Origin of the sequence: Leifsonia shinshuensis, assembly GCF_014217625.1 — a bacterium.
Taxonomy (GTDB): domain Bacteria; phylum Actinomycetota; class Actinomycetes; order Actinomycetales; family Microbacteriaceae; genus Leifsonia; species Leifsonia shinshuensis_A.
The window spans coordinates 3,497,902-3,520,737 of record NZ_CP043641.1; the positions used below are offsets into that span (position 1 = coordinate 3,497,902).

At 71.8% G+C, this 22,836-nt stretch carries 20 protein-coding genes; 7 read left to right on the plus strand and 13 right to left on the minus strand.

The annotated features are described in order from the left end of the window. Positions 1–101: 101 nt before the first annotated feature. Positions 102–908, plus strand: coding sequence for a hypothetical protein (locus tag F1C12_RS17010; protein WP_185276064.1), 807 nt, complete (start codon positions 102–104; stop codon positions 906–908). 65 nt (positions 909–973) lie between these two features. Here the strand turns inward: F1C12_RS17010 and F1C12_RS17015 are convergent, their stop codons facing one another. Together F1C12_RS17015 and F1C12_RS17020 are read right to left on the minus strand one after the other, a co-directional pair. Beyond that, positions 974–2,677: an amidase gene (locus F1C12_RS17015; protein ID WP_185276065.1), complete on the minus strand. Its 1,704-nt coding sequence runs from the start codon at positions 2,675–2,677 to the stop codon at positions 974–976. After that, complete coding sequence (locus F1C12_RS17020) at positions 2,674–3,708, minus strand: agmatine deiminase family protein (RefSeq protein WP_185276066.1); 1,035 nt, start codon at positions 3,706–3,708, stop codon at positions 2,674–2,676. Before F1C12_RS17020 ends, F1C12_RS17015 begins: the two co-directional genes overlap by 4 nt. A gap of 58 nt (positions 3,709–3,766) precedes the next feature. Between F1C12_RS17020 and F1C12_RS17025 the strand changes: the two genes are divergently transcribed. Next, positions 3,767–4,375 carry a TetR/AcrR family transcriptional regulator gene (locus F1C12_RS17025; RefSeq protein ID WP_185276067.1) on the plus strand — a complete coding sequence of 203 codons (609 nt, stop codon included), beginning with the start codon at positions 3,767–3,769 and terminating at the stop codon, positions 4,373–4,375. Between the two features lie 4 nt (positions 4,376–4,379). On the opposite strand, the gene F1C12_RS17030 is transcribed toward F1C12_RS17025, so the two are convergent. The 8 genes from F1C12_RS17030 to F1C12_RS17065 all read right to left on the minus strand — a co-directional run bounded on the left by F1C12_RS17030 (position 4,380) and on the right by F1C12_RS17065 (position 13,523). Continuing rightward, complete coding sequence (locus F1C12_RS17030; RefSeq protein WP_185276068.1) at positions 4,380–5,444, minus strand: alpha/beta fold hydrolase; 1,065 nt, start codon at positions 5,442–5,444, stop codon at positions 4,380–4,382. Then, positions 5,445–6,359: an alpha/beta fold hydrolase gene (locus tag F1C12_RS17035; protein WP_185276069.1), complete on the minus strand. Its 915-nt coding sequence runs from the start codon at positions 6,357–6,359 to the stop codon at positions 5,445–5,447. It abuts the gene before it with no gap. Continuing rightward, complete coding sequence (locus F1C12_RS17040) at positions 6,356–7,102, minus strand: 3-hydroxybutyrate dehydrogenase (protein ID WP_185276070.1); 747 nt, start codon at positions 7,100–7,102, stop codon at positions 6,356–6,358. Before F1C12_RS17040 ends, F1C12_RS17035 begins: the two co-directional genes overlap by 4 nt. Positions 7,103–7,257: 155 nt before the next feature. Further along, on the minus strand, positions 7,258–7,695 hold the full coding sequence (locus tag F1C12_RS17045; protein WP_185276071.1) for a VOC family protein: 438 nt from the start codon (positions 7,693–7,695) through the stop codon (positions 7,258–7,260). 209 nt (positions 7,696–7,904) lie between these two features. Next, entirely contained in the window at positions 7,905–10,220 is a 2,316-nt protein-coding gene (locus F1C12_RS17050) for a beta-xylosidase/alpha-l-arabinosidase (protein ID WP_258045962.1), read from the minus strand. A gap of 59 nt (positions 10,221–10,279) precedes the next feature. Continuing rightward, positions 10,280–11,149 (minus strand): carbohydrate ABC transporter permease, encoded by an 870-nt coding sequence (locus F1C12_RS17055; protein WP_185276073.1) that lies wholly within the window; start codon positions 11,147–11,149, stop codon positions 10,280–10,282. Continuing rightward, on the minus strand, positions 11,149–12,183 hold the full coding sequence (locus tag F1C12_RS17060; RefSeq protein WP_374939581.1) for a carbohydrate ABC transporter permease: 1,035 nt from the start codon (positions 12,181–12,183) through the stop codon (positions 11,149–11,151). The genes F1C12_RS17055 and F1C12_RS17060 overlap by 1 nt, the downstream gene beginning before the upstream one ends. A 47-nt stretch (positions 12,184–12,230) precedes the next feature. Beyond that, complete coding sequence (locus F1C12_RS17065) at positions 12,231–13,523, minus strand: ABC transporter substrate-binding protein (protein WP_185276075.1); 1,293 nt, start codon at positions 13,521–13,523, stop codon at positions 12,231–12,233. 237 nt (positions 13,524–13,760) lie between these two features. Here F1C12_RS17065 and F1C12_RS17070 point away from each other — a divergent pair, with 237 nt between their 5' ends. Next, complete coding sequence (locus tag F1C12_RS17070; protein WP_185276076.1) at positions 13,761–14,759, plus strand: LacI family DNA-binding transcriptional regulator; 999 nt, start codon at positions 13,761–13,763, stop codon at positions 14,757–14,759. Between the two features lie 307 nt (positions 14,760–15,066). After that, positions 15,067–15,822 (plus strand): hypothetical protein, encoded by a 756-nt coding sequence (locus tag F1C12_RS17075; protein ID WP_185276077.1) that lies wholly within the window; start codon positions 15,067–15,069, stop codon positions 15,820–15,822. On the opposite strand, the gene F1C12_RS17080 is transcribed toward F1C12_RS17075, so the two are convergent. Beyond that, positions 15,816–16,778 carry a Gfo/Idh/MocA family protein gene (locus F1C12_RS17080; RefSeq protein WP_185276078.1) on the minus strand — a complete coding sequence of 321 codons (963 nt, stop codon included), beginning with the start codon at positions 16,776–16,778 and terminating at the stop codon, positions 15,816–15,818. The two genes, F1C12_RS17075 and F1C12_RS17080, sit on opposite strands and share 7 nt — an antisense overlap. Positions 16,779–16,800: 22 nt before the next feature. Continuing rightward, positions 16,801–17,457: a TetR/AcrR family transcriptional regulator gene (locus tag F1C12_RS17085; protein ID WP_185276079.1), complete on the minus strand. Its 657-nt coding sequence runs from the start codon at positions 17,455–17,457 to the stop codon at positions 16,801–16,803. Positions 17,458–17,580: 123 nt separating this feature from the next. On the opposite strand from F1C12_RS17085, the gene F1C12_RS17090 reads away from it, so the two are divergent. Beyond that, positions 17,581–19,269 (plus strand): amidohydrolase, encoded by a 1,689-nt coding sequence (locus tag F1C12_RS17090; protein WP_185276080.1) that lies wholly within the window; start codon positions 17,581–17,583, stop codon positions 19,267–19,269. Between the two features lie 105 nt (positions 19,270–19,374). Then, positions 19,375–20,766 carry an APC family permease gene (locus F1C12_RS17095; RefSeq protein WP_185276081.1) on the plus strand — a complete coding sequence of 464 codons (1,392 nt, stop codon included), beginning with the start codon at positions 19,375–19,377 and terminating at the stop codon, positions 20,764–20,766. A gap of 44 nt (positions 20,767–20,810) precedes the next feature. Here the strand turns inward: F1C12_RS17095 and F1C12_RS17100 are convergent, their stop codons facing one another. After that, positions 20,811–22,310, minus strand: coding sequence for an MFS transporter (locus F1C12_RS17100; RefSeq protein WP_258045963.1), 1,500 nt, complete (start codon positions 22,308–22,310; stop codon positions 20,811–20,813). Positions 22,311–22,399: 89 nt separating this feature from the next. On the opposite strand from F1C12_RS17100, the gene F1C12_RS17105 reads away from it, so the two are divergent. Continuing rightward, complete coding sequence (locus F1C12_RS17105; protein ID WP_185276083.1) at positions 22,400–22,786, plus strand: MarR family winged helix-turn-helix transcriptional regulator; 387 nt, start codon at positions 22,400–22,402, stop codon at positions 22,784–22,786. The last annotated feature ends 50 nt before the right edge of the window (positions 22,787–22,836 follow it).

Sequence of the window (22,836 nt, forward strand, 5' to 3'; positions counted from 1 at the left end):
CCCCGGTCGTCCGCCCCGGGAGGTATCCGGGTCGGCCTCGCGGCGGATTCGCACACGTCCGGCTGCTTGCGAGCGACGCGCGGGACCGACAGAGTATGCGCATGGGGAAACGGGGTCGCCGGGCGGCGCAGCCAGCGGCCACCGCTGCGATCGTGCTCGCCGGGCTGTCGCTGGTGACGGGCTGCACAGTGACGGCGGCGCCGCATCCGCCGGCCCACAGCGCACGGGCGGTGAGCAGTCCGGCCGCGACGGCCGCGGCTACGGGCACGCCCTACGCGGACGAGTTCCTGTACCTCCCGCCCGCGGGGACGGTCATGGGGACGGGGACGCTCGCCGACGTCACCGGGCACGCCACCGGACACGTCACGGTCTCCGTCGCGGCCGACCTCCGCTTCCAGGTCGCGATCACCGGATTCGCCACGAGCTCCGCCCCTGGCCTGGTCGTCGCGCTGAGCGTCGACCGGTTCGGGCCGACGGCAGGAGCGCCGACCGTCCCCGCCGTCGACGATCCCGTTGGGACGACCGACGGCACCACCGGCGACCAGGTGCTGCCGTTCGACTCGGACGGCCGGCGCGACCGCGGCAACCTGTCGTACTTCAACAGCGTCGAGCTGGTGAGCGACGGCACGGTGATCGCCGCGGCCCCCATCGCGTGGACCATCCCGGACTTCTACCCGGGGCTCACCCTGAAGGACTCCGGACCGAAGCCCTACGCGCGCGGCACGGTCACCTCGTACGCCGGTCAGCCCGCGAGCTACACCGTGTGGGGGAACGACAACTCGCAGGCCGTCGCGACCCGCTTCGGGATCACCCAGGATCAGCTGTTCTATCTGAACCCGCAGCTGCGGCGCGGCGACACCGAGCTGCTGCGCGACACCCGGCTCAACCTGAGCATCGCCTACCGCTGAGCGCATTCGGCACGAGTGTCGACTCTGAGCGCGACAGAGTCGACATTCGTGCCGAATCGGTCGGGTCAGCCGAGGCGGGGCGTCCGCGGCGGTTCCGTGCGTCGGCGGCCGGTCGCCTCGAAGGCCGCGGCCAGCGCCAGCAGTGCCGCGTCGTCGTACGCGCGGCCCGCGAACGTGAGGCCGACCGGCATCCCGGTGTCGCTCATCGTGCCCATCGGGACCGTGACGGTCGGGATGCCCAGGTGCCGCGGCACCAGGTTGCCGTTCGCGACCCAGACGCCGTTGCGCCAGCCGAGGTCGGCGGAGGCCGGGTTCACGTCCATGTCGGCGGGGCCGACGTCGGCGACCGCCGGGAACACGACGGCGTCGACGCCGAGGCCGGCCATCCACTGCTCGAGGTCGACGCGGCGGGTCTCCTCCAGGCCGCGCAGACCGTCCTCCAGCTCGGGGATGCCCTCCAACGTCGTGCCGGGGTGCTCGCGCACCCAGTCCGGGTACTCGGCGATGTCGTCGTCGAACCCGGTGTAGCGGTCGGGCAGCGCGCCCTCCGGCTGCGGGAAGATCCGCGCGCCGTCGACGTCGGCCAGCGTGTTCAGCGCCGGGTCGCCGTTGGCGGCGAGGAAGTCGTCCCAGCCCCAGGCGGAGAGGTCGATGATCTCGCGGCGCAGGTACGCGGGCGAGACGAGGCCGCGGGTGGCGATGGTGGGCGCTCCCGGCCGGTCGCCCTCGTAGTTGGACACGACGGGGAAGTCGGTCTCGACCACCTCGGCGCCGGCGGCCTCCAGATCGCGGCGGGCGGCCTCCCACAGCGCGATGACCGATTCGCGGGTGCGGATGCGCTGCCCGGTCGGGCCGCCGATGCCGACCTGCTCGCCGGTGCCGGCCTCCTCGTCCGCGTTGATGTACATGCGCGGGACGGCCACGCGGCGGCCGGCGAGGCTCGCGCCGTCGGCCAGCGCGGGATACGAGGCAGGCCGCAACTCGGACGCGGGCGGGATCGGCACCCAGGGCTGCGCGCGCCAGAAGTCGCCGCGGGTCTCGGCGTCGTCGGCGACGATGACGTCCAGCACCTCCAGGAGGTCGGCCATCGTGCGGGTGTGCGGCACCACGACGTCCATCGTCGGGACGAGCGGCCAGTTGCCGCGCACCGAGATGACGCCGCGCGACGGCGTGTAGGCGCACAGCGCGTTGTTGGAGGCCGGGGCGCGGCCGGACGACCAGGTCTCCTCCCCAAGCCCGAACGCGGCGAAGCTCGCCGCGGTCGCGGTGCCGGAGCCGTTAGACGAGCCGGAGCCGAACGCGGCCGTCAGGAAGTCGCCGTTGTACGGGCTCTCGGCGCGGCCGTAGACGCCGCGCTGCATCCCGCCGTTGGCCATCGGCGGCATGTTGGTGAGGCCGAGCAGGATGGCCCCGCCGGCGCGCAGCCGCTCGATGGTGAAGGCGTCGCGCTGGGCGACCAGGTGCTCGAACGCGGGGGAGCCGGCCGCGGCGGTGAGGCCGCGGGCCAGGTAACTGTCCTTGGCGGTGTACGGGATGCCGTCCAGCGGGCCGAGCGTCTCGCCGCGGGCTCGGCGCTCGTCGGCGGCCTGGGCCTCGGCGCGGGCGTCGGGGTTGCGGACGACGAGCGCATTGAGCCGCGGGCCGGCGGTGTCGTAGGCGTCGATGCGGGCGAGGTAGGCGTCGACCAGCTCGGCGCTGGTGGTCTCGCCGGACTCCAGGGCCCGGCGGAGGTCGGCGATGCCGGCCTCCACGACGTCGAAGGCGGTCATCGGGCGACCGCCGGCTGCTGCTGCGTAATGCAGTGGATACCGCCGCCGCGGGCGAAGATCGGGCGCGAGTCCACCATGCTCACCCGGCGGCCCGGGTACGCGGCCTCCAGGATCTCGGTCGCCTCGGCGTCCGCGGCCTCCTCGCCGAAGCCGCAGGCGATCACGCCGTCGTTGACGACGAGGTGGTTCACGTAGCTCCAGTCCACGAAGCCCTCCTCGTCGCGGAGCGTCGCGGGGGCCGGGAGGTCGACGATGTCCCAGGCGCGGCCGGCCGCGTCGGTCGTGCCGGAGAGGAACGCGCGCAGCTCGCGCGACACCTCGAAGTCGGGGTGCTCCGGGTTGCGCTGCGTGTGCAGCAGCAGGCGGCCGGGCGACGGGATGGTGGCGACGATGTCGACGTGCCCGTTCGTGCCGAAGTCGTCGTAGTCGCGGTTGAGGCCGCGGGGGAGCCAGACGGCGTGCGTCGCGCCGATCGTGCGGGCGAGCTCGGCCTCCACCCGGGCCTTGTCCGCGTACTTGTTGCGGCGCGGGTCGAGCTGCACCGTCTCGGTGAGCAGCACGGTGCCGTCGCCGTCGACGTGGATGCCGCCGCCCTCGTTCACGAGCACGGAGCTGACCAGCTCGGCGCCGGTGCGCTCGGCGACGAAGCGGGCGATCTCGGCCGACTTCCGCCACTCCGACCACTCCGGGTCGCCCCAGCCGTTGAAGGTCCAGTCGACGGCGCCGAGCACGCCCGGGCGCTCGTCGTCGACCACGAAGGTCGGGCCGAAGTCGCGCATCCAGAACTCGTCGAGCGGCGCCTCCACCTGCTCGACGTGCGAGCCGAGCATGCGGGCGGCGCGCTCGCGTTCGGTCGGGTCCACCACCATCGTGACGGGCTCGAACTCGGCGACCGCGTGGGCGACGGCGGTCCAGGCGGCGTAGGCCTCCTCGGCGGAGGCGGCGTCGTCGCCGAGCGTGATGCCGGCACGTGGGAAAGCCATCCAGGTGCGCTCGTGCGGTGCGGTCTCGGCGGGCATGCGCCAGGTCATCGTGAACCTCCGGGCTCTATTGATCGGATGATCAATAGATACCTATACTGGACCCACGATGTCAAGAGCAGCCCGCAAACCGCCCGCCGAGCGCCGCGCCGAACTTGCCGCCTCCGCCCGCGCCCTCGCCCTCGACGAAGGCCTCGCCGCGGTGACGCTGCGGGCCGTCGCCGCCCGCGCCGGTGTGACACCCGCCCTGGTCGCGCACTACCACGAGTCGATGGACGGCCTGGTGGCCGAGACCTTCACGAGCATCGTCGGCGCGGAGATCGCCGAGTTGCGCGCCCTGCTCGCCGCGGCCCCGTCGCCCGCGGCCGGGCTCGCGACGCTGCTGCGCACCCTCCTCGACGGCACCCGCGACGACGTGACCGTGGTGTGGGTGGAGGCCTGGGCGCTCGGTCGCCGCAACTCCGTGCTCGGAGCCGCGGTGCGCGACCAGATGGACGCGTGGAGCGACGTCATCGAGGGCGTGATCGCCGACGGCGTGGCGGCGGGGTCGTTCCGCGTCGAGGACCCGCGCGCGGTGGCCTGGCAGCTGCTCGGGATGCTCGACGGGCTCAACGCGCAGGCGCTGGTCCGCTGGGGAGGCGCGGCCGACCGCGGCTCGCTGCTCGCGCACGCGGTGGAGGGGATGCTGGGGGTCGAGCGCGGGGTGCTGGTGGCGTAGAAGGCTACTCCACCCAGGCGGTCAACTCCGCCAGGAACTCCTCCGGCTTCTCGATGTGCGGCGAGTGCCCGCAGTCCTCGAAGACCACCTCCCTGGTCACGCCGCCCTCCGCCTGGTAGCTCTCCAGCACCGCGCGGATCTGCTTCAGCATCGGCTGCGGGGGCGCGACGTCCTCGCCGGGCCAGCCGGGGATGACGCCGGCCGCGCCGAGCTGGTTGAGGTCGAAGAAGGAGGCGTCGTTGACGATCGCGTCGAGCGCGCCGTGGATCCAGAGGATCGGGGGCTTGACCGGGAGGTCGACGATGTCGGTCGTGTCGAAGTAGGTCGGCGCCATGGTGTTGAGGACGCCGCGCGGGCCCGGCGCGAAGCCCGGCCAGTCGTCGGTCGTGGTCGCGTCGCCGGGATAGTTGTCGACGCCGGTCGCCGTGGTGAGCATGGACTGCACCCAGAGGTCCTCGTACTCGGTCGTGAAGCCCGGCGCGACGTACGCCGAGCGGTAGACGGCGCGCGGCGACGTGGGCGACTCCTCGCCGGTATCGCCCGCTGCCAGGCGTTCCACGAAGTCCGGGTTGGCTCCGCCCCCTCCGCTCCCCGAGGCGGACGCGTTGAGGAGGCTGCCGTCGAGCGCGGTGCCGCCGAAGCCGTACGGGGAGACGGTGGAGACCAGTGTGAGGCTGCTCACCAGGTCGGGGCGGTCGAGCAGGAGCTGCATGACCACGCCGCCGCCCATGCTCCAGCCGACCAGGTGCACCGGGCCGGTGCCGAGCTCGTCCAGTACGGCGGCGACGTCCTCCGAGAAGTCGCCGACCCCGCGGGTCGCGTCGACGGGCAGCGTCTCGCTCTCCCCGAAGCCGCGGAGGTCGATCGCAAGTGCGCGGGTGCCCTCCGGGAGCGACAGCATCAGCGGCTGCCAGAACAGCGACGACGACACGTTGCCGTGCACGAACACGATCGTCCGGGTGGCGTCGGCGGCGACGGTGGGGTCGGTCGTGCGCGCGAGGACGTTGGCGGTGTAGCGGGAGGTCGGGATGCTGCGGGCGACGATGCCCGGGAGCAGGGTTCCTGTCACTTACTTCTCCTTCGGGTGAGGGTGAGCGTGCGCTGCGGGGTCGGAGTGATAGTGCGGGTGAGCGGGGTACGCGCCGGGCAGGTGCGGGGTGAGCTGCCGCACGCCCGCCTCCGTCATCACGATCGTGTAGTGGTTCACGTCGTCCGCCTCGAAGGCCTCGAACCACGGCAGCCGGCCGCGCCACTCGGCGGGCTCCTCCGGCAGGTAGAGCGGGTCGGTGTTCAGGAGGCCGCGCGGCGCGCGGACGAAGGCGATCGGGAGGGTGAGCCCGGCGAGCGCCTCCGCGTAGCCGCTGCTGCCGTCCATCTCGGTCGCGTTGACGGACATGGCCGCCTCGGACACGCTCGACCGCAGTTCGGGCGGGGTGCCGACGAGGTCGTAGAGCGCGTACGCCTCGACCGCGTCGTTCCACCACGGGCCGAGCGCGGGGTGCCGATGCCAGAACGCGAGGTAGTCGTCGGCGCTCGCGAAGGTCATCCGCAGCCGGTCGCGGGCGGGGCCGAGATCGGCGGTGCGCAGCACGGGGAGACCGCCGTCGATCAGGACCAGCCGCTCGACCCGGTCGGGGTGCCGTTCGGCCATCCAGACCGCGACGAACGCGCCCATCGAGTGGCCCGCGACGACCGCGCGCTCGACGCCGAGCCCGTCGAGCATCCGGGCGACGTCGTCGGCGTGGCCGGCCATCGCGTACGGTCCGGGGAGGCCGCCGCTGCCGCCGCGTCCGCGCAGGTCGGGCGCGATCAGCCGCACGCCGGGCAGCGCCGCCGCGACCATGCCCCACGACACATGGTTGGCGGTGATCCCGTGGATGCCGACCAGCGGCATCCCACCCGCGTCGGCGTGCCACTGGCCGCCCGCGAGCTCGCCGCCGTCGACGGACACGCGGAACGGCGTCGCGGGCGTGAAAGCCGTCATTTCGCGCTCCAGCCGCCGTCGATCGTGTAGCTCGCGCCGGTCACCATGCGCGACCCCGCGCCGGCCAGCCAGAGGGCGAGCCCGGCAACCTCCTCCGGCTCGACCAGGCTCTTGATCGCCGGCTCGGTGAGCATGATCTTCTCCACCACCTCGTCCTCCGGGATGCCGTGCAGCCGCGCCTGGTCGGCGATCTGCTTCTCGACCAGCGGGGTGCGGACGTAGCTCGGCTCGATGCAGTTGCTCGTCACGCCGTGCTCTGCGCCCTCCAGCGCGGTCACCTTCGACAGGCCCTCCAGGCCGTGCTTGGCGGCGACGTACGCCGACTTGAACTCGGACGCGCGGAGGCCGTGGACGCTCGAGATGTTGATGACGCGCCCGAAGCCGCGCTCGTACATTCCGGGCAGCGCGGCGCGGATGAGGAGGAAGGGCGCCTCCAGCATGATCCGCAGGATGAGCGCGAAGCTCTCCGGTTCGAACTCGGGGATCGGGCGGACGTGCTGGATGCCGGCGTTGTTGACGAGGATGTCGGTGTCCAGGCGGAGGTCGCCGAGCGCGGCGGTGTCGGAGAGGTCGACCTCCCACGCCTCGCCGCCGAGACGGGCGGCGGTCGCGCGCGCGGCGTCGCCGTTCAGGTCGGCGATGGTGACGTGCGCGCCCGCCGCGGCGAACGCCTCCGCGCACGCCAGGCCGATGCCGCTGGCGCCGCCGGTGATGAGCGCCCTGCGCCCCGAGAGGTCCGCCATACCCGCTTCCTTCCCTAGGCGCGCCCCGCCCACACCGGCACCCTACCCGCGCCCCGCGGCCCCGCGGAAGGAGTCTCCGCCGAGGGGCACGTAGACGCCCCTATCCGCGCGTTTTAGGGGCGTTTAGGTGCCCTTCGGCGATGGGGGATGAGCGCTCAGGAAGCGATGAAGGAGGTGACGTCGGTGCCGTCGGACAGCACCGGCGAGATCATCCCGAAGACGTTTCCCTCGGGGTCGCGCAGGTAGGCGACACGGCCGATCGAGGGCATGTCGTCGGGAGGCAGCGCTTCGGTGCCGCCGAGGTCCAGGCCGCGCTGGTACAGCTCGTCCACGCTCCCGTCGATTCCGACCACGATGTTCGCGCCGGAGATGGGGGCGTCGAGGGCGGGCGCCTGTCCCATGCGCTGGGTGAGGCCGCCGTTGATGCCGTTGCCGGCGGCGCCCATCCCGATCGCCCCTTCGCCGGTGTCGATCGCCCAGTACGGCATCTCGCCGAACCGGGTGAAGGTCCAGCCGAGCAGGCCGGAGTAGTAGTCCATCAGCCGTTGCGGCTCGATGGCGTGGATTTCGAAGTGGACGACGAGATTCGACATGGCGGAGCCTCCCGGGCGGGAGCCTAGCGCTGGGAGCGGCGTGTCGGGAACGGAGGAGATGGGAGGGAATGCGCCCCGAAAACGCAGCGAACGGAGGAGATCCGGCTGCGGGGAGGGCGGATCTCCTCCGTTCGCGGAGGGGGGTGGGTTGTGGGAGGGAGGGGCGCGGCCGCCGGGAACCCGAACCCGGCGGCCGCGGAGGGGGCGGCTCAGACGGTCGGAGCAGGGGCGGGGGCGGCGACCGTGGCGCGCACCAGGCGGCCGTCGGCCGGGGTGACCGCGTGCTTCGGGCCGGTCAGCGCGATGCGGGTCTCCGTCTCGCGGGAGGCGCAGGACGGGCCGACCCACAGCTCCACGTCGCCCGGCTCCACGATGCGCACGCCGTCGAGGCCGGTGAACGCCAGTCGCGCGGTCGGAACCTGGAAGGAGACCTCGACCTCCTCGCCCGGCTCCAGCGTGACCCGTGCGTAGCCGAGCAGCTGCGCGACCGGGCGGGTGACGCTCGCGAACACGTCGCGGGCGTACAGCTGCACCAGGTCGGTGCCCGCGCGCTCGCCGCTGTTGCGGACGGTCACGCGCGCCGAGAACTCGCCGCCGGCGGCGACCGAGGCGTCGGCCTCCAGCGCGGTCCGCTCGAAGGTCGTGTAGCTCAGGCCGTGGCCGAACGGGAGGACCGGCGTGCTGTCGGCGCTCGTCACGTCCGACGGTCCGCCGAGCAGCGGGTGCAGGTATGAGAACGGCTGCGCGCCGGCCGACCGCGGCAGGGACACCGGGAGGTGGCCGCTGGGGGCCACGCGGCCGGAGAGCACGGCGGCGATGGCGCGGCCGCCCTCCTCGCCCGGGAAGAACGCCTGCAGCACGGCCGCCGGGGCGTCCGGGCCGGTGATCGCCCAGTCGATCGCGTACGGGCGGCCGGAGAGCACGATGACGACCGTCGGTGTGCCGGTGCGGACGACGGCCTCGACCAGCTCGCGCTGGACGCCCGGCAGTTCCAGGCTCTCGACGTCGTTGCCCTCGCCGACGGTGCCGCGGCCGAACAGGCCGGCGCGGTCGCCGACGACGACCACGGCCACGTCGGCGTCGGCGGCGGCGCTCACGGCGGTGACGATGCCGGAGCGGTCGTCGCCCTCCACGTCGCAGCCGCGGGCGTGGACGAGATCGGCCGCCGGGAACTCCTCGCGCAGCCCCTCCAGCACCGACGGCAGCTCGAACCCGAGCGGGACCTCCGGGTGGTGGGCGAGCACGTGGTTGGCGAACGAGTAGCAGCCCATCAGCGCCTCGGCGGCGTCGGAGTTGGGGCCGACCACCGCGATCCGGGCGGCGGCGCGGTCGCCCTCGAGCGGGAGGGCGCCGTCGTTGGTGAGCAGCACCAGCGACTCCTCGGCCAGGCGCAGCGCGAGCGCGCGGTGTTCCGGCGAGTCGAGGTCGACGGAGGCCGGCGGGGTGTCGAAGGTCTCGTCCAGCAGGCCGAGCTCCTCCTTCTGCGCGAGCAGGCGCAGCACGGCCCGGTCGACCAGCGCCTCGTCGGCGAGGCCGGCGCGGATGCGCTCGGCCAGCGGCGCGAGGAAGGCGTCGCCGGTCGGCAGCTCGACGTCGATGCCCGCCGCGAGGGCGAGCTCCGCCGCCTCGCCGCGGTCGGCCGCGACGCGGTGCATGGTGTGCAGGAACGCGACCGCGAAGTAGTCGGCGACGACGGTGCCGTCGAAGCCCCACTCGTCCCGGAGGACGCCGGTGAGGTAGGCGGGGTTCGCGGCGACGGGCACGCCGTCGATCTCCGCGTAGGAGTTCATGACCGAGCGGACGCCGCCGTCGCGGACCGCCATCTCGAACGGAGGCAGCAGAGTGTCGCGCACCTCCCGCGTCCCGGCGTGCACCGGGGCGTGGTTGCGCCCGGCCTGCGACGCCGAGTAGCCGACGAAGTGCTTGAGCGTGGCGTGCACGCCCGACGACTGGAGCCCGCGCACGTAGGCGGTCCCGATCGTGCCGACGACGTACGGGTCCTCGGCGATGCACTCGTCCACGCGGCCCCAGCGCGGGTCGCGGATGACGTCGAGCACCGGCGCGAGGCCCTGGTGGATGCCGAGCTCGCGCATCGAGGCGCCGATCGCGGCCCCCATCTCCTCCACGAGCTCCGGGTCGAAGGCCGCGCCCCAGGCGAGCGGCGTCGGGAAGGTCGCGGCCTTCCACGCCGCCAGGCCCGTCAGGCACTCCTCGTGCACGAGCGCGGGGATGCCGAGCCGGGTCTGCTCGCGCAGCCGGCGCTGCTCCGACCAGAGCCAGGAGGCGCGCTCCACGGGGTCGACGGGTCGCGTGCCGTACACGCGGGTGAGGTGGCCGATGCCCTGGGCGGTGGCGTCCTCGTAGCTCTGGCCGGTGGTCATCTCGCCGTCGAGCGGGGCGACGTTGTCCTCGCCCTTGTCGACCCAGTAGCCGACGATCTGCGCGAGCTTCTCGTCGAGGGTCATCCGGGCGTGCAGGTCGCGCACGCGTTCGGAGACGGTGGGGAGGTTGTCAGTGGTAGTCATGCTTCTTTCCTGCATACGGGTGGTACGGGAACGTGTCGGGAACGCCGCGGGAGCCGGGCTCAGCCCTTGACCGCACCGGTGAGACCGCCGACGATGCGGCGCTCGAACAGGCTGAAGAAGATCAGCGCGGGGATCATCGACAGCGACGTGAAGGCCAGCACCTTAGAGGTGTCGGTGGCGTACTGCGACGAGAACGCCTGCACGCCGAGCGGCAGGGTGAAGGTCGCCTGGTCGTTGAGGATGAACAGGGGCAGCAGGTAGCTGTTCCAGCTGGCGATGAAGGCCAGGATGCCGACCGTGATCACGCCGGGGAGCGAGAGGCGCAGTACCATCCGGAAGAAGAACCCGAGCCGGCTGCAGCCGTCGATGAAGGCGGCCTCCTGGATCTCGTCGGGGATCGCCCGCAGGAACGGCACCAGGATGATGATGGTCGTCGGCAGCGCGAACGCGATCTGCGGGATGATGACGCCGGCGAGCGAGTTCATCAGGCCGAGGTTGCGCACCACGATGTAGAGCGGCGTGATCGCGACGGTGATCGGGAACATCAGCCCGGCGGCGAACAGCGCGTAGAGGAACCCGCTGCCCCGGAAGGTGTACCGGGCGAGCACGTAGCTGGCCATCAGCCCGAGCGCGACCGCGCCGATCGTGGTGACGAGGGCGGTGATCGTCGAGTTGAGGACCTGGCTCCAGAAGACTCCGCCGGTGAACACGTCCACGTAGTTCGCCACGTTCCACGGGTTCGGGAAGCCGGCCGGATCGACCGTGATCTGCGAGTTCGTCCGGAAGCCGCCGATGATGATGTACGCGATCGGCACGATCATCAGGGCGATCACGATGAGCGCGATGAAGTAGACGGCGGGCGAGCCCCAGGGGAGGTTCTTGCGCTCGGCGCGGCGCGCGGCGCGGTTGGAGACGGTGAGGGTTGTCATCACGCCGTCCTTTCTTTCGCGGCCGCGTTCCTGCGGCCCTTCGTGCGCTCGGCCTTCTTCGCCGTGGTCACGGCGCCTGCGGTGTCGCGGCGGAGGACGAAGCGCTGGTAGATCAGCGCGACGATCAGGGAGATGAGGAAGATCACGACGGCGACGGCGTTGCCGTAGCCGTAGTTGCCGGCGTTGCGGCCGTTCGCGACCATGTAGGTCGCCATCGTGGAGGTGCCCGCGGTGGAGGCGACGTACTGGCCCCAGATGATGTAGACGAGATCGAACAGCTGGAGGGCGCCGATGATCGAGAGGAACGCCCAGATCCGCAGCGTCGGGCCGAGCAGCGGCAGGGTGATCCTGCGCTGGATCTGCCAGTACGACGCGCCGTCGAGCGCTGCCGCCTCGTAGAGCTCCTCGGGGATGCCCTGCAGGCCGGCGAGGAAGAGGATGACGGCGAAGCCGACGTACTTCCAGGTCAGGATGGCCATCAGGGTCCAGATGGCGATGTTCGGGTCGGACAGCCAGTCGTGCGCCAGGAAGCCGAGGCCGACGTTGTGCAGGAAGCCGTTGAGCGCGCCGTTGGTGGCGAGCATCAGGCTCCAGCCCGTGCCGACCACGACCTCCGAGATCACGTAGGGCACGAAGATCAGCACGCGGATGATCGACTGCCCCTTCATCCTGCGGTTGAGCAGGAGCGCGAGGAGGATGGCGATCGGGCCCTGGATGACGATGGACATCACCACGATGAAGGCGTTGTGGCCGAGCGCCGCCAGGAAGGCGGGGTCGGTGAGGATGACGGCGTAGTTCTGGAGTCCGACGAAGTCGGTGGGGGTGCCGTAGCCCGCCCAGCGGAAGAAGCCGTAGTAGGCGGCCATCACGACCGGGAAGATCACGAAGGCCAGGAAGACGATGACGGCGGGGCCGGCCAGGAGGAGGATCTCGGCGCCGAGGCCCCAGCCCGCGCCGCGGCGGCGGCGCGGCTGCGACGGGAGCGACGCGGTGGCGCCGCTCCCGTCGTGCTGCGCGAGATCCGCCGTCGACACGTGCTCGGTCGAGGTTGACTCGCGGGTGTTGCTCACTATCGGGCCTCTCAGCCCTTCTTCGCGGCGTCGTTCGCGGCCTGGATCAGGCCCTTGGCGTCGCTCTTGCCGGCGAGCATGTCGACCACGGCCACGTTCAGCGCGTTGCCGATGTTCTGGCCGAGGACCGTGTCCAGCCACTGCGAGACGTACGGCGCCTTGTTGTAGGCGGCGAGGACGTCCTTCAGGTAGGGCTCGGTGACCTCCTTCTGAGCGTCGGTGTTGACCGGCGGCGAGTTGAAGGCCTTGTAGTAGGCGATCTGCTGCGGGGTCGTCGCGATGAAGTTCAGGAAGTCGGCGCACTGCTTCGGAGCCTTGGCCGAGCAGGAGTAGCCGTCGACGCCGCCCATGATCGAGCCGGGCTCACCCTTGCCGGCGCTGGAGAGCTCCGGGAACGGGTAGAAGCCGAGGTCGGCGAGGGGCTTCTGGTCGGGAGTGAGGGAGGCGATCACGCCCGGGTCCCACGCGCCCATGAGCTCCATGGCGGCCTTGTGGTTGGCGACCAGACCGGCGGAGGAGCCGGCGCCCTGCTGGGCGGAGGTGGTCAGGAAGCCGTCGTTGAACGGCTTCTGGCCGGCGAAGTCCTCCAGGTCCTGAGCGGCCTTCAGCCAGCAGCCGTCCGAGAAGCTCTTCGAGTCGGCCGTCTTCTCCATCGTCGTGCCGGAGCACTCGCGGAGCGCGAACCAGTAGAACCAGTGCGCGGCGGGCCAGGCGTCCTTGGCGCCGAGGGCGATCGGGGCGACGCCCGTGGCCTTCAGCTTCTGGACGTCGGCGCTGAGGTCGTCGATGGTCTTGGGAGCTCCGGTGATCCCTGCCGCCTTGAAGAGGTCCTGGCTGTAGAAGAGGCCGCCAGGGAGGACCGAGAGCGGCATCGCGTAGACCTTGTTCTGGTAGGTCTCGGCCTTGAACGAGCCGGAGGAGATGACCTTCTTGGTGTCGGACGAGACCTTGTCGGTCAGGTCCATCAGCTGGCCGGCCTGGACCATGGCGGCCATCTTGCCGCCGCCGCGCTGCAGGAAGATGTCGGGGGCGTCACCCGAGTTGAGCGCGGTCTGCAGCTTGCCGTCGAGGTCCTCGTTCTGGATCGACTGCATCTTGATCGTGACGTTCGGGTTCGCCTTCTCGAAGGCTGCGATCGCGTCCTTCCAGTACTGCTGGCCGGGGCCGGTCGTCGAGTTCTGCCACAGCGACATGGTCACTTTGCTGTTGCTGGAGCTGTCGGAGGAGGTGCCGCTGCACGCGGTCAGCGCGAGCGAGCCCGCTGCCAGGACAGCTGCTCCGATGAGGAGCTTCTTGGCTTTCATGTGATTCCAACCTGTTCTCTTCGTTGAGCGGCATCCGCGGATTCGCGATGCCTGATGACGGAAGTCCGTGCCTGGGGCGTCCGGCCGGGCGAAGCCTCTCGCCTGGGGCCGGAGCTGGGACTCGTCGGGTCCGGGAGGCTGACCGGACCACGTCAGTGTCGCAAGGCCATCTGGGAGTGTCAAACGTTTTCGAAATCCTTTTCGAAATCCTTTTCCAAGCTGCTACGCTGCTCGGTCATGGGACGGCGTCCAACCATCAACGACGTGGCCGAGGCGGCCGGAGTGTCCGCTGCGACCGTGTCCAAGGCGGTCAACGGCCGCTACGGCGTCGCGTCGCACACCGCCGAGCGCGTGCTCCAGGTCGTGGAGGAGCTCGGCTACGAGTCGAGCCTCGTCGCGTCGAGCATGCGCTCGCGGCAGACCGGCGTGATCGGCGTGCTGGTGGCCGACTTCGAGCCGTTCAGCGCCGAGGTGCTGAAGGGCGTCGGCGCTGCGCTCGCGGAGTCCCGCTACGACCTCCTCGCCTACAGCGGCTCGCGCCAGCTCGCGCCGGAGGGCTGGGAGCGCCGCTCGCTCAGCCGGCTGAGCGGCACGCTGATCGACGGCGTGATCATGGTGACGCCGACGGTGGTCAACGTGAACGCGGACGTCCCGATCGTCGCGGTCGACCCGCACACCGGCCGCGCCGACCTCCCGACCGTGGAGTCGGACAGCTTCGGGGGAGCGCGCAGCGCCGTGGACTTCCTGATCGGGCTCGGCCACCGCCGGATCGGCTTCGTCGCCGGCCGGCCGGACCTGCGCTCGTCGGCCGCGCGCGACGCGGGCTACCGGAGGGCGCTGACGGAGGCCGGCATCCCGTTCGACCCGGCCATCGTCGGCGTCGGCAACTACGAGCAGGAGAGCGCGCGGGAGGCGGCCAGGCGGCTGCTCGCGGCGCCAGAGCGGCCCAGCGCGATCTTCGCCGCCAACGACCTGTCCGCGATCGTGGTCATCGAGGTGGCGCACGAGCTGGGGCTGGAGGTGCCGCGCGACCTGTCGGTGGTCGGCTTCGACGACATCCCGGAGGCGTCACGGTACTCGACGCCGCTGACGACGATCCGGCAGCCGATGGGGCGGCTGGGCGCGGCCGCGGCCGAGCTGGTTGTGGCGCTGATGGCGGGCGAGGAGCCCGACCCGACCCACATCCGCCTCCCCACGCGGCTCATCCGCCGCGCCAGCACCGCCCCGCCCGCGTAGCCCCTTCGCCGAAGGGCACGTAAACGCCCCTAAAACGCCGTTTTAGGGGCGTTTACGTGCCCCTCGACGGAGTGGGTTGTGGATAACTGTGGCAGGGCTTGTCCCGTCTGGCAGGGTGGCGGGCATGCCACGACAGCGCGCTCCCCTTCCCGTGGCCCTCCGGGGCGACACATTCACCGTCGCTCAGGCGACCGGACACGGCGTGAGTAGGAAGCGCCTGCGGGGACCAGACCTGCTCACTCCGGTCCGTGGAACGCGTCTGACGCCGGAAACGGACGGCCTCCTCGCGCGCTGCCGGGCATACGCCTTGCATCGCAAGCTCGACTTCGCGTTCAGTCACACGACGGCGGCGACGCTCTACGGGCTGCCCCTGCCGCGAGTGGATGAGCGCATCCACGTCACCGTGCGCGCTCCTGGTCGCGCGCCGGCGGTCCGTGGCTTCGTCGGGCACAAGCTCACGCAGTGGGAGACCTGGATGATCGGCGAGCTCCCCGTGACCACTCCTGAACAGACCTGGCTCGACCTCGCACAACTGCTCCACCGCGATGCGCTGGTCGTCGCGGGCGACTTCCTCGTCGGCGGCGATTCGCCGCTCGCCGACCGCATCTCACTCGCCCGGGCCATCGCGGCAGCACCAGGGCGGCGAGGAGTCGGTCGCGCCAAGGAAGCGCTCGAGTCGATCCGCATCGGCTCCGAGTCTCCCGGCGAGTCGCGGCTTCGGCTCGTGCTGGCCGATGCCGGTCTCCCCGCGCCCGTGCTGAACCACGAGTTGCGGGATCGGTCCGGTGTGTTCGTCGCTCGCATCGACTTGGCGTATCCGCATTCGCGCATCGCCGTGGAGTACGAGGGCGACATCCACCGCGTCGACCGGCAGACCTGGCAGAAGGACATCCGGCGCCGCGAGCGCGTGGAGGACCTCGGCTGGCGGATGATCCGCGTGACCGCCAACGACCTCCACAGTCCTGCTGTACTGATCCAGCGCGTCCGCAGATTGATCGAGGGGCACCTAAACGCCCCTAAAACGCGGTTTTTGGGGCGTCTAGGTGCCCCTCGACGTCAGTAGTGGAGGGCGATGCGGGTGCGGATCTCGTCTAGGGTGCCCATGATCGCTACGGTCTGGGCGAGCGGCATTCGGGGGTCCTCGCCGCCGACGGCGATCAGGCGCTCCATGGCCTCCGCCTGGTACTGCATCCCGCGGCCGGTGACGGTCGCCTCGAAGCGCTCGAGCTCGCGGTCCTCCGGGTCGAGCACCCGCAGCACGGTCGGCGAGAAGAAGAACGGGGCCAGCTCGATCCGGGCCTCGGTGCCGACCACGACGGCGCCGTTGCTGCCGCGCCCGTCGAGCCCGCAAGTCAGCACCGACTGGGCTCCTCCCGCGTGGCCCAGCAGGATCGACGTCTGCCGGTCGACTCCGGTCGCCGTCGGCGTGGAGAGGGCCTGGACGGCGGTCGGCTCGCCGAGCACGTCCCACGCGAACGAGACAGGGTAGACGCCCATGTCGAGGAGGGCTCCACCGCCGAGCGCCGGGTTCAGCAGCCTCCCGGCCGGGTCCGCGCTCGCGCGCTGGGCGTGGTGCGCGATGACGGTGCGGACCTCCCCGATCGTGCCGTCCGCGATGATCTCGTGCAGGCGGCGCATGTGCGGGAGCCAGCGCGTCCACATCGCCTCCAGGGCGACCAGGCCGGTGGCGCGCGCGGCGGCCGCGATGCTCTCGGCCTCCGCGCCGTTCATGGTGAAGGGCTTCTCGACTAGGACGTGCTTGCCCGCGGCCAGCGCCAGCAGGGCGTTCGGCGCGTGCTGCGGGTGCGGAGTCGCGATGTAGACGACGTCCACCTCGGGGTCCGCGACGAGGGCCTCGTAGCTGCCGTGCGAGCGCGGGATGCCGTGGGCGGCGGCGAACCGCGCGGCCGAGTCGTCGGCCCGCGAGCCGACGGCGGTGACGGTGTGCCCGTGCAGTTGCAGGTCGGCGGTCATCGCGCCCGCGATCCAGCCGGTGCCGAGGATGCCCCATCGTGTCATGCGGCCAGCCTAGGCCGTGCGCTCAGAGATCGGCCGGGGCGCCCGGCTCAGTGGGTGGGCCTGGCTCAGTGGGTGCGCCCAGTTCAGTGGGTGCGCCCAGCCCGGAGGCCGCGGCGCGCATGGCCGCCTCCGCGCTCGCGACGGTGATCAGGCTGTTGCCCGCGACGATGTGGAGGCCGTAGGCGTCCTCCAGAGCGACCAGGTTCATCGCCAGGGTCTCGACCGGGAGCGCCGGCGCGAAGACGCCCGCCGCGGCCCCGCGCTCCAGGATGCCGGTGTAGGTCGCGAGCTGCCGGAGGTACATCCGCTCGACCAGCTCGTCGTGCAGCGTGGAGGTCCCCGCCAACACGTCGAACTCGTAGAGCAGCCGCATCAGCGCGTCGTCCGGGCCGCTCGGCAGACCTTCCCGGATGGCGGCGGCGAGCTGGAGCTGCGGTTCGGGGATGCCGGCGACCACCGCATCCCGGTGGTCGCAGAACCGTTCGAGGCCGGCGCGATGGGCTTCGACGAGGAGCTGATCGAGGTCCTCGTAGTAGTAGAGGATCGCGCCCCGGGTGAGCCCGGCCTTGGCCGCGACATCGGCCAGCGAGAGCGAGCGGAGGCCGCGCTCGCCGACCGCGCTGAGCGCCGCCTCGATGAGGTCGGCGCGGCGCTCATCCTGCTTCTTCGGCCGGGCCATGAGTCGACCCTACCGGCGGGCGACGGCCGGGCTCGCTTGACACCTCTCGCGGAGGCGTGGCACACTCGTGGAATTCTTTGACGCAAGTGTCAAAGAATTCTCTTCACCGTCGATGGGAACACCATGACCGCACCACGCACCGCCGACCTCCTGCTCACCGGAGCCCGGGTCAGGACCTTCGACGACGCGCAGCCGTGGGCCGAAGCGGTCGGGGTCACCGGCGGCCGGATCAGTTACGTCGGGCCAGCAGCCGAGGCTCCGGCCGCCCGCGAGACGCGCGACCTCGGCGGCGCGCTCGTCACCCCCGGCATCATCGACAGCCACAACCACCTCCTGCTCGGCTTCGACCCCGACGCGGTGAGCCTGGAGGGCGCAGAGACCCTGGAGGAGGTCCGCCGCCGCATCCGCGACCTCGCCGACCGCCGCCCCGAGCTCGACTGGATCTGCGCGGAGAACGCCGTCTACTCGATCGTCCCCGGTCGCCGCCCGAACGCCGCCGACCTCGCCGGGCTGACGGAGCGCCCGGTGTTCGTCACCACGTACGACCAGCACTCGGTCTGGCTCAACGACGCGGCGCTGCGGTCGCTCGGCATCGCGCACGGCGGCGACATCCCGTGGGGCCGCCCGGAGCGCGACGAGGACGGCCGGCCGACGGGCTGGGTCACCGACTTCTACACCAGCGCGATGACCACCGCGGGCCTCGCGGGCCTGCAGCGCGACATCCCGCTCTACTCGCCCGAGCGCCGCTACCGCCGCCTGCTCGGCAGCCTCGCCCTGGCGACCGCGTCCGGGATCACCACGGTGGTGGAGCCGCAGGTGCCGCTCGCGGAGATCGGCCTCCTCGACCGGGCGCGCGAGCGCGGGCTGCTGAGCTCGCGGGTGATCGCCGCGCTGTTCCACCCGATCGACGCGGACGCGGCCTTCCGGCGCGAGCTGCGGGAGGCCGTCGACGGCGCCCCCGCGGACGACCGGCTGCGCTTCGGCCCGGTCAAGCTCTACGCGGACGACGTGATCGAGCCGCACACGGCGTGGATGCTCGACGACTACGCGAACCGTCCCGGCCACCGCGGGCACCCGTCCGCTCCGGTCGGGGAGCTGACCCGCATCGTCGCCGAGCTCGACCGGCTCGGCTTCCAGACCCACACCCACGCGACCGGGGACGGCGGCATCCGCCTGGCCCTCGACGCGATCGAGGCCGCCGCCCGGACGAACGGGACCCGCGACCGCCGGCACGGGATCGTCCACGTGGAGTGCCTGCACCCGGACGACCTCCCGCGCTTCGCCGCGCACGGCATCACGGCCGCGATGCAGCCACGGCACTGCTCGCCCGACCTGGTCGCGGGCACCTGGATGGAGAACGTCGGCGAGCAGCGCTGGGACCGTGCCTGGCGCCTCCGCTCGCTGATGGAGTCGGGCGCGCACGTCGCGCTGTCCAGCGACTGGCAGGTCGGCGAGATGGACCCGCTCGTCGGCTTCTACTCGGCGCTCACCCGCGCCGGCCTCGACGGCCGCGACGCCTGGACGCCCGCCGAGCGGATCGGCCTGGACGACGCGATCCGCGGCTACACGCGCGAGGGGGCGTGGGCGTGGCACGCGGAGGACGACCGGGGGGTGCTGCGGGTCGGCGCGGCGGCCGATGTCGTCGCCTGGTCGGACGACCTGTACGAGCACGAGGGCGACCCGGCCGCGCTGCTGGAGCAGCGGGCGGCACTGACCGTCGTCGGCGGCGAGATCGTCCACGACGCCGACCGGGACGCGCCCGCTCCCGAGCAGTTCGGGGCGCTCGCGCACTGCTCGGCGGCGGGGCACTAGGGAGGCCGCCCGCCTCACCCGCTCCGCGCACCACGCGGCAGGCGTCGCACCCGCGACCTCCCACCCCTCTCCGTTCCTTCCCACCGTCGCGAAAGGATCCACCCGATGTCCCAGCTCGACCCCGCCATCTCCCCCGCCCGCACCGCCGAGACGCCCGACGACCTGGAGGCCGCCGGCCTGCGCCGCAGCCTCACCCTCCGACACATCGTGTTCCTGGGCCTCGCCTACATGGCGCCGCTCGCTGTCTTCGACACCTTCGGGATCGTCGCCGACATCACGCACGGCCACGTCCCGCTCTCGTACCTGCTGGTGCTCGTCGCCGTCCTCATCACGGCGCTCAGCTACGCCAAGATGGTGCGCTTCTACCCGCGCGCCGGCTCCGCCTACACGTACACCCGCGAGGCGATCAACCCGCACCTCGGCTTCCTGGTCGGCTGGGCGGCGACGCTCGACTACCTGCTGCTGCCGATGATCAACGCGCTGCTGTCGGCGATCTACATGACGGCGGCGTTCCCGGAGGTGCCGTCGTGGGTGTGGATCCTGTCCACCATCGTGGTCTGCACCGCGCTCAACCTGATCGGCGTGCGGATCGCGGCCAAGGTCAATGTGATCCTGGTCGTCATCCAGGTGGTCGTCGCGGTCGCGTTCGTCGGGCTCACGATCAAGAACATCGTGGAGGGCGCGAACGGCGCGCACTTCTCGATGACGCCGTTCCTGTCGCCGGGGATCGACGCGGGCGCGATCGCGTCGGGCGCGGCGATCCTGGCGCTGTCGTTCCTCGGCTTCGACGCGGTGAGCACGCTCGCCGAGGAGGCCGAGCACCCGCGCCGGGACATCCCGCGCGCGATCCTCATCATCGTCGGCGTCGCCGGGCTGTTCTTCGTGAGCGTCACGTACGTCATGCAGGTGCTGTTCCCGGATGTGTCCACCGTCGGCAATATCGTCGGGGCGTCCCCGGAGATCGCGAAGTACATCGGCGGGGCGGCGTTCCAGGCGCTCTTCATCGGCGGCTACATGGTGGCCGTGCTCGGCTGCGGGATCACGCAGCAGATGAGCGCGGCGCGCCTTCTGTTCGCGATGGGCCGGGACGGCGCGCTGCCGAAGCGGTTCTTCGGCCGGCTCAACAAGGCGGGCGTCCCGGCCGGGAACGTGCTGCTGATCGCGGCGCTCGCGTGCTCGGCCGTCTTCCTCGACCTCAGCCGCGCGGCCTCCCTGATCAACTTCGGCGCGTTCGTGGCGTTCATCTTCGTCAACCTGTCGGTGATCTTCACCTACATCCGGTTCGTCAAGGAGCGCGGCTGGCGACCGGCCCTCGGCTTCGTGGTGCTGCCGGCGCTCGGGGTCGCGGTCAACGTGGCGCTGTGGTTCAGCCTGGAGCCGAGCGCGATGATCGTCGGCGCCGTGTGGGTGGCGATCGGCCTCGGCTATCTGCTGTGGCGGACGCGGCTGTTCCGGGTGGCGCCGCCGGCGTTGAGCGGACCGGTGGAGGAGCGCTGACCGGCGTCACGCCCCGAGCGGAGGGCGGGGCGTGACGCCTCCCGTCAGAGCTCGGCCGGGGCGGACTCCACTGCGGTCCGCCGCCGTCGCCGGGGCAGCGCCGCGATGAGGAGGCCGGCCAGCGCCAGCCCCGCGCTCAGGTACAGCCCCGGTCGGTAGTGCGCGAGCTGCTCCGCCAGGCCGGCCGGGTCGTGCGACCCGGCTCCCGCGGACGGGCCTCCCGCGATCAGCGCGGTCGTCACCGCCAGTGCGAGGGCGCCGCCGACCTGGGCGCTGGTCTGCACCAGTCCGGCCGCGAGGCCCTGCTCGTCGTCGTGGACGCCCGTCGTCGCCTGCACCTGGATGGACGGGAAGCCGACGCCGAAGCCGACGCCGAGCAGCACGACCGGAGGCAGCACGTCGAGCCAGTAGACCGGGGCGGTGCCGAGCCGGAGGAACAGCAGGTAGCCCGCGGAGAGCGAGCCGAGCCCGACCACGATCAGCGTGGTCGGCCCGAAGCGGTCGATCAGGCGGTCCGTGAACGGGGCGCTCGCGACCACGACCAGTCCGGTCGGCAGCAGTGCGAGCGCCATGGCGAGCGGCGACCAGCCGAGGACGTCCTGCAGGTAGAGCGTGAGCACGAACTGGAACGACACGTACGAGCCGAACAGCGTGATCGCGGTGAGGTTCGCGCGCAGCACCGACGCGACCCGGAAGATCCCGAACCGGATCAGCGGATGCCGCACCCGCAACTCCAGGACCACGAACGCGGCGAGCAGCACACCGGCGACCACGAAGCCGAGGACCGTCGGCAGCGAGCCCCAGCCGGCGCCGGGCGCGGAGACCACGGTGTAGACGAGCAGCAGCATCCCGGCCGCCAGCAGGATCGCGCCGACGACGTCGTGGCCGGCGCCGCGCTCGCGGGCGTCCTTCGGCACGAACAGGAACCCGAGCACCAGCGCGAGCACGGCGAGCGGGACGGAGAAGAGGAACGTCCAGCGCCAGCTCAGCGACGTCATCAGGCCGCTCATGATGAGGCCGAGCGAGAAGCCGCTCGCGGCGAAGGTCGTGAAGATCGAGATGGCCTTGTTGCGCTCCGGCCCCTCCTCGAAGTTGGTCGTGATCAGCGAGAACGCCGCCGGGGCGGTGAACGCGGCTGCGACGCCCTTGACGAACCGGCTGGCGATCAGGAGGCCGGCGTCCATCGAGAGCCCGCCGGCGAGGGAGGCGACGGTGAAGACGCTGAGCGCGACCAGGAGCACGGTGCGCCGCCCGAGCAGGTCGGCCAGGCGTCCGCCGAGCAGCAGGAGGCTGCCGTAGCCGAGCACGTAGCCCGACACGATCCACTGCAGGGCGCCGGGCTGGAGGCCGAGCTCCTTGCCGATCGAGGGGAGTGCGACGCCGACCATCGAGACGTCGAGGCCGTCGAGGGCGATGACGATGCAGGTGGCGAAGAGCAGCAGCCAGCGGGCGCGGCTCCAGCGGACGGCCGGGGCGGAGCCGGCCGGGGACGGGTTCGGTGACGGCCGGACGGCGGGGCGGGAGGCGGTGTCGGAGTTCAGCACGAGCCAAAGTCTATGACACGGAATAGATTGTGTCAGCAAAGTATGCACATTCATGTAGTTCGCAAGGAAGCGAGCGTATCATTGCACCCGTGAACGAACCGGTCGACGTCTCGGCCCGCTGGCGCGAGCTGCAGGGCCTCTACCTCAGCACCGCCGCCGAGCTCGAGCGCACCCTCCAGCAGACCCACCAGCTCGGCCTCAGCGAGTACGAAGTGCTCGACCTGGTCGCCGGCTACGCGAACGAGTCGTGCACCATGCGCAACCTCGTGGACCTCACCCCGATGACCCAGAGCGCACTCTCCCGCGTCGTCGAGCGCCTCGTGAAGGCGGGCCTCGTGGAGCGGAGCACCTGCGACTACGACCGGCGCGCGCTGTTCGTCGGCATCACCGCCGACGGCGCGCGCGTGCACGACGACGCCAAGCGCGAGTACGACGGGCTGCTGGAGAAGGCGTTCGCGGGGGCGGGCACCGCCTGAGGACAAGGGCGGAGTCCAGCCGAACCTCGCCCATCGCCGCTGCTTGCGCC

Bases quoted from the DNA above. Each gene is read 5' to 3' on its own strand.
- F1C12_RS17045 (WP_185276071.1), bottom strand. From the start codon at position 7,695: ATGTCGAATCTCGTCGTCCACTTCGAAATCCACGCCATCGAGCCGCAA.
- F1C12_RS17095 (WP_185276081.1), top strand. From the start codon at position 19,375: ATGTCCCAGCTCGACCCCGCCATCTCCCCCGCCCGCACCGCCGAGACG.
- F1C12_RS17065 (WP_185276075.1), bottom strand. From the start codon at position 13,523: ATGAAAGCCAAGAAGCTCCTCATCGGAGCAGCTGTCCTGGCAGCGGGC.
- F1C12_RS17015 (WP_185276065.1), bottom strand. From the start codon at position 2,677: ATGACCGCCTTCGACGTCGTGGAGGCCGGCATCGCCGACCTCCGCCGG.
- F1C12_RS17035 (WP_185276069.1), bottom strand. From the start codon at position 6,359: ATGACGGCTTTCACGCCCGCGACGCCGTTCCGCGTGTCCGTCGACGGC.
- F1C12_RS17020 (WP_185276066.1), bottom strand. From the start codon at position 3,708: ATGACCTGGCGCATGCCCGCCGAGACCGCACCGCACGAGCGCACCTGG.
- F1C12_RS17070 (WP_185276076.1), top strand. From the start codon at position 13,761: ATGGGACGGCGTCCAACCATCAACGACGTGGCCGAGGCGGCCGGAGTG.
- F1C12_RS17050 (WP_258045962.1), bottom strand. From the start codon at position 10,220: ATGACTACCACTGACAACCTCCCCACCGTCTCCGAACGCGTGCGCGAC.
- F1C12_RS17090 (WP_185276080.1), top strand. From the start codon at position 17,581: ATGACCGCACCACGCACCGCCGACCTCCTGCTCACCGGAGCCCGGGTC.
- F1C12_RS17085 (WP_185276079.1), bottom strand. From the start codon at position 17,457: ATGGCCCGGCCGAAGAAGCAGGATGAGCGCCGCGCCGACCTCATCGAG.
- F1C12_RS17025 (WP_185276067.1), top strand. From the start codon at position 3,767: ATGTCAAGAGCAGCCCGCAAACCGCCCGCCGAGCGCCGCGCCGAACTT.
- F1C12_RS17055 (WP_185276073.1), bottom strand. From the start codon at position 11,149: ATGACAACCCTCACCGTCTCCAACCGCGCCGCGCGCCGCGCCGAGCGC.
- F1C12_RS17010 (WP_185276064.1), top strand. From the start codon at position 102: ATGGGGAAACGGGGTCGCCGGGCGGCGCAGCCAGCGGCCACCGCTGCG.
- F1C12_RS17040 (WP_185276070.1), bottom strand. From the start codon at position 7,102: ATGGCGGACCTCTCGGGGCGCAGGGCGCTCATCACCGGCGGCGCCAGC.
- F1C12_RS17080 (WP_185276078.1), bottom strand. From the start codon at position 16,778: ATGACACGATGGGGCATCCTCGGCACCGGCTGGATCGCGGGCGCGATG.